The organism is Aquabacterium sp. A08 (assembly GCF_011742065.1).
In genome coordinates, this window is sequence record NZ_JAAQQT010000573.1 from 1 (window position 1) to 6020 (window position 6020).

The following is a 6020-nucleotide window of genomic DNA, read 5'->3' on the forward strand; positions in this document are numbered from 1 at the left end:
AGGTGGCCGTTGCTGACGATGTGGCAGGCCAGTTCGGCGAACTCGCTGGGCTTGCCCAGGCGCGAGGGGAAGGGGATGCTGGCCGCCAGCGACTGTTGCACCGGCTCGGGCAGGGTTTTCATGAGCGGGGTGGCGAACAGGCCGGGGGCGATGGTGCAGACGCGGATGCCGTGCTGCGCCAGGTCGCGCGCCATGGGCAGGGTCATGCCCACCACGCCGGCTTTGGAGGCACTGTAAGCCTGCTGGCCCACCTGGCCGTCGTAGGCGGCGACCGAGGCGGTGAACACCATGGCGCCGCGTTCGCCGTCCTCCATCGGGTCCAGCTTGGCGCAGGCGGCGGCGAACAGCCGGGCCACGTTGTAGGTGCCGATCAGGTTGACGTGGATGACCTTGGCGAAGTCTTCCAGCGGGGCGGCGGTGCCGTCCTTGCCGACCACGCGCTTGGCGGTGCCGATGCCGGCGATTTGCATGAGGATGCGCGCCGGGCCGTGGGCCGCGGCGGCCGCTTCGAGGGCGGCCTGCACGCTGTCGGGGCTGGTGACGTCGCATTGCACCGCCACGGCGCAGCCGTTACCAAATTCAGCGCCGATGTCGGCTGCCACGCGCTGGGCGTTGTCCAGGTTCACGTCCAGCACCGCCACTTTCGCGCCCAGGCGGGCGAGTTCGCGGGCGGTGGCCTCGCCCAAACCGGAGCCGCCGCCGGTGACGAGGGCTGCTTTGCCTTGAATGTCCATGGTGTCTGTCCTTAAAAAATCAGGCCGCGTCCGGGTTCTCGATCAGCAGCGCAATGCCCTGGCCGCCGCCCACGCAGGCGCTGGAGATGCCGTAGCGCAGGCCGCTGCGGCGCAGTTCGCGCGCCAGGGTGAGGGTCAGGCGCACGCCGGTGCAGGCCAGCGGGTGGCCCAGCGCGATGGCGCCGCCGTTGACGTTGAGCTTGGCCAGGTCCAGGCCCAGTTCGCGGCCCACGGCGAGCGTCTGTGCACCCTGGGCTTCGTTGATCTCGAAGCGGCCAATGTCGGACAGTTGCAGGCCGGTGCGTTCCAGCAGCAGGCGGATGGCCGGCGCCGGGCCGATGCCCATGATTTCGGGCGGCACGCCCACCGCAGCGGCGGCCACCACGCGGGCGGCGGGCGTTTTGCCATTCGCTTTGGCGTAGGCGCCGGAGGTGACGATGCACGCCGCCGCCGCGTCCACCAGCGCCGAACTGTTGCCGCCGGTCTGCACGCCGCCCTCGTACACCGGTTTGAGCTTGGCGAGCACCTCCACCGGCGACAGGCGCGGGTGGGTGTCGCGGTCCACGCTGGTGACCTTGCCTTGCAGCTTGATGCCGCGCGGCTTCAGGCCTTCGACCTCGAATTTCTCGGTGACGACCGGCACGATTTCGCCGTCGAAGAAACCGGCTTCCTGCGCGGCCACGGCCTTGGCGAAGGAGTCGCTGGCGAACTGGTCCACGTCCTCGCGGCTGATGCCGTACTTCTTGGCCAGGTTCTCGGCGGTCTGGATCATGTTGATGCCAGCGGCCGGGTCTTTCAGGGCCTCCCACATGTAGTCCTTGAAGCCCACCGGCGCGCCCAGCTTGAAGCCGGTGCGGTGGTTGAAGGCGGCGATGGGGTTGCGCGTCATGCTCTCGGTGCCCACCACCAGCGCGGCGTCGCAGGCGCCGGCCTCGATCTGCTCGCCGGCCTGGCGGAACAGCTCAAAGCCGGTGCCGCAGATGCGCTGCGCCATGATGGCCGGCACGTCTTGCGGCACGCCGGCGTACAGGCCGATGTGGCGCGGCAGGAAGAACTGGTCGAAGTCGCCGGGCGCCATGTTGCCGGTGATGACCGAGCCGATGTCGGCCGGGTTGACGCCGTTGCGGGCCAGCGCCTCGCGGGCGGCCTTGATGCCCAGGTCGGTGGGCGAAATGTGGCCGAGCGCGCCGCAGTAGTCCACCATCGGGGTGCGCACGCCGTCCAGCATCCACACGTCGTTGAAGGCGTTGAAAAATCCCTTGTGGGCCATGGTCGTTCCTTGTGAAAAATGGGGGCTCAGGCCTGCGGCTTGAGGATGTAGTGCAAGGCGTCGGCGTGCAGCTTGGCCACGGTGTCGGCGCGGTGGCCCAGCACGGCGCGCTGGTTGATCGAGCCTTTGTCGGTGATCTCGCCACGGTCGATGGTGGGCGGGTCGGCCAGCAGGCACAGGCGGGCGATGCGGTTGGCGCTGCCGGTGGCGGTTTTGGCCAGTTCGTTCACCACAGTCTGGAAGTGCGCCAGCACGGCCGGGTGGTCCAGCACGTCGTGCAGCGAGGCGCTGGGCGGCAGGTCGCACAGCTCGCGCACCTTGGGCGTGGGGAACACCATGGCGCCCACTTCCTTCATGTTCAGGCCGGTGATGACCGCGTCCTGGATGTAGGGCGCGCCGGCGGCGATGATCTTCCCGCGCAGCGGGCCCACGCTGACGAAGGTGCCGGTGGCCAGCTTGAAGTCTTCGGCGATGCGGCCATCAAACTTCAGGCCCAGGTGGATGTCGGTCTCGTCGATCCACTTCACCGCGTCGCCCGAGCAGAAGTAGCCTTCTTCGTCAAAGGCCTCGGTGGTTTCGGCCGGCGCGCGCCAGTAGCCGGGGGTGATGTTGGGGCCTTTGTAGCGCACCTCGGTCTTGCCCTGCATGTCCACCAGCTTCACGGCCATGCCGGGGGTGGGCACGCCCAGGTCGCCGGCCCGCACGTTGGGGCTGGTCACGAACAGGCCGAAGGGGCCGGATTCGGTCATGCCCAGGCCCGAGGTCATGACGATGCGCTCGCCGATCTCGGCCTCCTCGCTCTCGTACAGGCTGTCCCACACCGGCTGGGCCAGGGCGGCGCCGGCGTAGAAGAACATCTTGACGCGCGACAGAAAGGTCTTGCGCAGGGTGCGGCCGTCGTCGGTCGGGGCCTTCATCGCGTTGGCGATGGCCTCGAAGCCGGTGGGGACGTTGAAGTACACGGTGGGCGCCACCTCGCGCAGGTTGCGCAGGGTTTCGCCGATCAGCGCCGGGGTGGGCTTGCCGTCGTCGATGTACATGGTGCCGCCGTGGTAGAGCACCATGCCGAAGTTGTGGTTGCCGCCGAAGGTGTGGTTCCAGGGCAGCCAGTCCACCAGCACCAGCGGGTCTTCCTGCAGCACCGGCATCGACTGCGTCATCTGCTGCTGGTTGGCGCACCACATGCGGTTGGTGTTGATGACCGCCTTGGGCAGCTTGGTGGAGCCGCTGGTGAACAGGAATTTGGTGATGGTGTCGGGGCCGGTGGCGGCCATGGCGGCGTCCACCGCCGGCGTCACCGGCGCGCGGGCCAGCGCGTCGAAGGCGGTGGTGGCGCGGCCGTCCAGGTGGCCACTGGCCAGCACCACGTCGAGGTCGGGCGCCACGGCGCCGGCAATCGCCTTGGCGTAGCGTGCGTCTTGCGCGAACACCAGGCCCGGCGTGACGGTGCGCAGCACGTGCTTGAGCTTGTCGTAGTCGGTGCTGACCAGCGAATACGCCGGCGAGGTGGGCACGTAGGGCACGCCCGCCACCAGGCAGCCCAGGGCCAGCAGGCCGTGTTCCAGGCTGTTTTCGCTCAGGATCACCACCGGCCGCTCGGCGTTCAGGCCGCGGTCGATAAGGCCCTGTGCGATGGCGCGCGCCGTGGCCCAGGCCTGGGCGTAGCTGACGTGCTGCCAGTCGCCCAGGGCGGTCTGGCCGTCGGCGCCGGTGACGCGCTGGCGCTGGGCCAGCCAGGTGCGGTCGGGCGCGGCCTCGGCCCACTGGCGCAGGCGGTCGGTCAGGCGCTCGGGGTAGGGCTGCAGCGGCTGGTCGGCTTCCAGGTAGTGGGTGCCGGTGGGGCCGTCGCGCAGCGTCACGCGGGTCACGCCGAAGGTCAGCGGCCGGAAGGTGGCGGGGGTGTCGTTCATGTGTGTCTGCCTCTGCGCGGTGCCGGCTCAGCCTTTTTGAACCTTGGCGGCCTTGCCTTCCAGGAAGGCGCGCACGCGCGCCTTGGCCTCGGGTGCGGCCTGGGCGATGGAGGAAATCAGGGCTTCGGTGAAGAAGCCGTGGTCGCCCGGCTGTTCCGCGATGCGGGGCAGGGCGTGCATCAGGGCGAAGTTGGTCAGCGGCGCGTTGGTGGCGATGCGGGTGGCCAGTTCCAGCGCCTTGTCCAGCGCGGTGCCGGCGGGCACCAGGTACTGCGACAGGCCCACGCGCTCGCCGTCGGCGGCGTTGTAGACGCGGCCGGTCAGCATCATGTCGGTCATGCGGGCCGCGCCGATCAGCTTGGGGATGCGCACCGAACCGCCGCCGCCCACGAAGATGCCGCGGGTGCCTTCGGGCAGGGCGAAGAAGGTGGACTCGTCGGCCACGCGGATGTGGCAGGCGCTGGCCAGTTCCAGGCCGCCGCCCACGACCGCGCCGTGCAGGGCGGCCACCACCGGCACGTTGCCCTTTTCCACGCAGTCCAGCGCCTGGTGCCACATGCGCGAGTGGAAGATGCCTTCGCCGGCGTCGCGTTCCTGCAGTTCCGACAGGTCCAGGCCGGCGCAAAAGTGGTCGCCTTCGCCGTGGATGACCGCGGCCCGCGCGTTGGCCGGCAGGTTCTGGAAGGTGTCGCGGATGGCCAGGATCAGGCCGTCGCTCAGGGCGTTGCGCTTGGCCGGGCGGCACAGGCGCACCACCGCCACGTCACCGTGCATGGTGAGCTGGACGGCGTCGCGGGCGGGGGTGGCGGTGGGGTGGGAGCTGCTCATGGTGTCTCGTGGGATGGGGTGAATATGATTATGAATAATAACTAAATGACTGGAACTTGTCTCGGTTTGGTTCCTAGGGTTTACCCTGATGATTGGCCGGGATTCGTTACCATTCACAACTGTATGGTGAATTTTTGTCCGGTTTCTGGCGCCGCGCCATTGGGGTAAACCTGAGGGCCCGCCCCCATGTCAGCCCCGGGCCGGCTGGCGCCGCTATCATCCCGATGCCATGACCGCTGCATCCCCACCCCCCCACGCCGCCCGCCCCGGCGCGCGGCCGTCCCTGACGCCGCAGGACTGGCTGCGCGTGGCCGCCGACGTGCTGGTGGACAAAAGCGTGGAAGGCGTGCGGGTGGACGTGCTGGCCAAGACCCTGCAGGTGACCCGCGGCAGCTTTTACTGGCACTTTGTGGACCGCGCCGACCTGCTGCAGCGGCTGCTGCAGGCCTGGAAGCAGACCCAGACCGAGCAGGTCATCGCCGCCCACAACCGCCAGGGGGTGACGGCGCAGACCGTCATCCACGAACTGGCGGCGCTGCCTTTTCACGGTGCCCGGGCACAGCGCGGCGGCGCCATCGAACTGGCGATCCGCGCCTGGGCGCGCCGCGACGACATCGCCCGCGCCGTGGTGGACGAGGTGGACGCCATGCGCCTGCGCTACATCGGCGACTGCTTTGCGCGTCTGGGCTTCGATCCGCTGGCGGCCCAGAACCGCGCCTTTGTGATGTACAGCTACATGCAGTCCGAGTCGCTGTTTCGCGCCCAGGGCAGCGACGAGGACAAGCAGCGCCGCCGCACCTTCATCGAACGGCTGCTGACCCAGCCGAGCCTGCCGTTCTGAGCCGGCACGCCGGGGCCCGCCCCGGCGGCCCTTCGTTTTTGTTGTCCACCCACCGTCCCATGACCCTGCCTACCTGGCCCACCCACCAGCCCTGGCCCGACGCCTCACCCCCGATCCTGACCGTGGCCGACGGCGTGGCCACCCTCACCCTGAACCGCCCGGCGCACCGCAACCGGCTGCACGACGAAGACCTGCGCACCCTGTTGCAGCAGTTCGAGGCGCTCAACGACGACCCGCAGGTGCGGGTGCTGGTGCTGACCGCACGCACCTGGCCCCACGCGCGGGTGTTCAGTGCGGGCTACCACATCGGGGAATTCAACGACAGCGGCCACGCGCCCCTGGCGTTCGAGCAGGTGCCCGACGCCCTGGCCCGGGTGCGGGCGCTGACGGTGTGCGCGCTGAGCGGCAGCGTGTACGGCGGCGCCACCGACCTGGCC

Annotated in this window: 6 protein-coding genes; 2 read left to right on the forward strand and 4 right to left on the reverse strand. The window is 69.4% G+C overall.

Translation table 11 applies throughout. The features are described from left to right. The 4 genes from HA630_RS06790 to HA630_RS06805 form a co-directional block, all read right to left on the reverse strand. Positions 1-734, reverse strand: a 734-nt coding sequence (locus tag HA630_RS06790; RefSeq protein ID WP_166833549.1) for an SDR family NAD(P)-dependent oxidoreductase, incomplete at its 3' end; no start/stop codon positions are given. Positions 735-753: 19 nt separating this feature from the next. After that, the gene (locus HA630_RS06795) at positions 754-2004 is read right to left on the reverse strand and encodes a thiolase family protein (protein ID WP_166833551.1); all 1251 of its coding nucleotides are present in this window, start codon (positions 2002-2004) and stop codon (positions 754-756) included. A 26-nt stretch (positions 2005-2030) separates the two neighbouring features. After that, positions 2031-3914, reverse strand: coding sequence for a feruloyl-CoA synthase (locus HA630_RS06800; protein WP_166833553.1), 1884 nt, complete (start codon positions 3912-3914; stop codon positions 2031-2033). A gap of 27 nt (positions 3915-3941) precedes the next feature. Continuing rightward, complete coding sequence (locus HA630_RS06805; protein WP_166833555.1) at positions 3942-4742, reverse strand: crotonase/enoyl-CoA hydratase family protein; 801 nt, start codon at positions 4740-4742, stop codon at positions 3942-3944. Positions 4743-4971: 229 nt separating this feature from the next. Between HA630_RS06805 and HA630_RS06810 the strand changes: the two genes are divergently transcribed. Next, positions 4972-5583 carry a TetR/AcrR family transcriptional regulator gene (locus HA630_RS06810; RefSeq protein WP_166833557.1) on the forward strand — a complete coding sequence of 204 codons (612 nt, stop codon included), beginning with the start codon at positions 4972-4974 and terminating at the stop codon, positions 5581-5583. Positions 5584-5642: 59 nt separating this feature from the next. Further along, on the forward strand, positions 5643-6020 hold a 378-nt coding region (locus HA630_RS06815), incomplete at its 3' end, for an enoyl-CoA hydratase/isomerase family protein (RefSeq protein WP_166833559.1).